We start from the raw sequence: 2,392 nt of genomic DNA on the forward strand, positions 1-2,392 counted from the left end.
CCCGACCGCGGCTTGCGCATCGCACGGCCGGCCGTCGATCTGACCCAGCCTGCCGGCATGCCCGCCAACCTTGGACTCGGCCTGCTTGGCCGTCGCCCGGACGTGGTCATTGCACGCCTGCGCGTAGAGGCGGCGGCGAAGCGGATCGACGTCGCGCGAGCCGGGTTTTACCCGGACGTCACGCTCGGCGCGTCGATCGGCTTCCAGTCGCTTGGCCTGAACATGCTGACGAACGCGGCTTCGCTGGCCGGCAACTTCGGGCCGGCGATCACGCTGCCCATCTTCAATGGCGGACGTTTGCGCGGCGAACTGCGCGGCAAGCGGGCGACCTACGACGAGGCGGTCGCGAACTACGACGAAACGCTGACGAAGGCGCTGCACGACGTGGCCGACGTTGCCGCAAGCAAACGCGCGCTGGCGGACCGGCTGCAAGCGACGCAAGCCGCCTACGACGACGCCGCCCAGGCGCACCACGTCGCACTCGATCGCTATCGCGCCGGCCTTGCCGGTTATCTCGAAGTGCTGAACGCCGCCGACACGATGACTTCCGCGCAGCGCCAGCTCGCCGATATCCAGTCGCGCACCTTCTCGCTCGATGTCGCGCTCGTGCGCGCACTCGGCGGCGGCTTTCAGGCCAGCACGCCGGCCGCGACGACCGACGCAACCCATCCCAACAAGCAAAGCTGATTTCAAGGACTCCGATCATGTCTGAAACCCAATTCGTCAAAACCAGCGAGTCGCTGATGCCGGACTCGCCCGCTTCCGCTGCTTCCGCTGCTCCGGTCGATACCGGCGCTGCGGCCGGCGCTCCCCCTTCGAACCGCAAGAAGCTGTTCGCGCTGCTCGGCGGCGCCATTCTCGTCGCCGGTCTCGGCTACGCGAGCTACTGGCACTTCGTCGCGTCGCATTACGTGTCGACCGACAACGCCTACACCGCAGCCGAAGTCGCATCGATCACGCCGGCGGTCAGCGGCATCGTCAAAAGCGTGCCGGTCGTGAATACGCAGCGGGTTCATCAAGGTGACGTACTGGCCGTCGTCGACGACACCGACGCGAAGATTGCGCTGGCGCAGGCCGAAGCTGATCTGGGCCGCGCCGAACGCAAGGTGCGCGGCTATGTCGCCACCGACACGCAACTGGCCGCGCAAGTCAGTGCGCGCGCAGCGGACGAAACCCGCATGGCCGCGCAGATCGCGTCAGCCCAGGCCGACTTTGACCGCGCGGCGATCGACCTGCAGCGTCGCGAAGTGCTAGCCCACACCGGCAGCGTATCGGGCGAAGAGCTGAGCAACGCGCGCGCTGCATCTGCCACCGCCAGGGCGGCGCTCGACGCAGCCCGCGCTGCGGCCTCGCAGGCGAAGGCAAGCCGCGATGCCGCAGTCGGCTCGCTCGAGGCGAACAGGGTGCTGATTGCGGACACGACGGTCGATACCAATCCGGAAGTCCTGCTCGCACGCGCGAAGCGCGATCAGGCCCGCGTCGATCTCGAACGCACCGTGCTGCGCGCGCCGGTCGACGGTGTCGTCGCGAGCCGCCAGGTTCAGGTGGGTCAGCGCGTTCAGACCGGCACCACCCTGATGAAAGTCGTGCCGATCGAATCCGTCTACGTCGATGCGAATTACAAGGAAACCCAACTCGGCAAGGTGCACATCGGTCAGCCGGTGGAACTGAAGTCGGACCTGTACGGCAGCAAGGTCGTCTATCACGGCAAGGTCGAGGGTTTCTCGGGCGGTTCAGGTTCCGCGTTCGCGATGATCCCCGCGCAGAACGCGACCGGCAACTGGATCAAGGTCGTGCAGCGCCTGCCGGTGCGCGTCAGGATCGATCCGGCCGAGCTTCGCGCGCATCCTCTCGGCATCAACCTGTCGATGGAAGCGACGGTCGACACGCGCGGCGGCAACGACGCGCCCGCACACTAAGGATGCGCCGCCATGTCTTCCAGTCAGGTCAATGACATCGCATTGCCGCCGCTGTCCGGCCCCATGCTGATTCTCGCGGCGGTGATGATCGCCGCCGCCAACTTTGTCGCGGTGCTCGACAGCACCATCGCGAACGTGTCGCTGTCGACCATTTCGGGTGCACTCGGCTCCTCGACCAGCCAGGGCACGTACGTCATCACGTCCTACGCGGTGGCCGAAGCGATCACCGTGCCGCTGACCGGCTGGCTTGCGAGCCGCTTCGGGACGGTGCGCGTGTTCATCACGGCGCTGATCATGTTCGGACTGTGTTCGGCATTGTGCGGGATGGCGACTTCCCTCGGCACGCTGATCCTGTACCGTGTGTTTCAGGGGCTCGCGGGCGGCCCGCTCATGCCGCTCTCGCAAACCCTGCTGCTGCGCATCTTTCCGAAGGAGAAGGCCGCCGCGGCGCTTGGCCTGTGGAGCATGACGAC

General features: G+C 66.7%; 3 protein-coding genes. All 3 read left to right on the plus strand.

Annotated features, from left to right (window positions below; genetic code table 11):
* Positions 1 to 687 (plus strand): efflux transporter outer membrane subunit (locus F6X39_RS35920; RefSeq protein ID WP_187620126.1); only part of this gene is annotated, 687 nt, incomplete at its 5' end.
* A 56-nt stretch (positions 688 to 743) separates the two neighbouring features.
* The gene (locus F6X39_RS35925; RefSeq protein ID WP_187620128.1) at positions 744 to 1,919 is read left to right on the plus strand and encodes an HlyD family secretion protein; all 1,176 of its coding nucleotides are present in this window, start codon (positions 744 to 746) and stop codon (positions 1,917 to 1,919) included.
* A gap of 12 nt (positions 1,920 to 1,931) precedes the next feature.
* Positions 1,932 to 2,392, plus strand: a 461-nt coding sequence (locus tag F6X39_RS35930; protein ID WP_187620127.1) for an MFS transporter, incomplete at its 3' end; no start/stop codon positions are given.

It is taken from the genome of Paraburkholderia sp. UCT2, from assembly GCF_014397665.1.
Classification (GTDB): Bacteria; Pseudomonadota; Gammaproteobacteria; order Burkholderiales; family Burkholderiaceae; genus Paraburkholderia; species Paraburkholderia tuberum.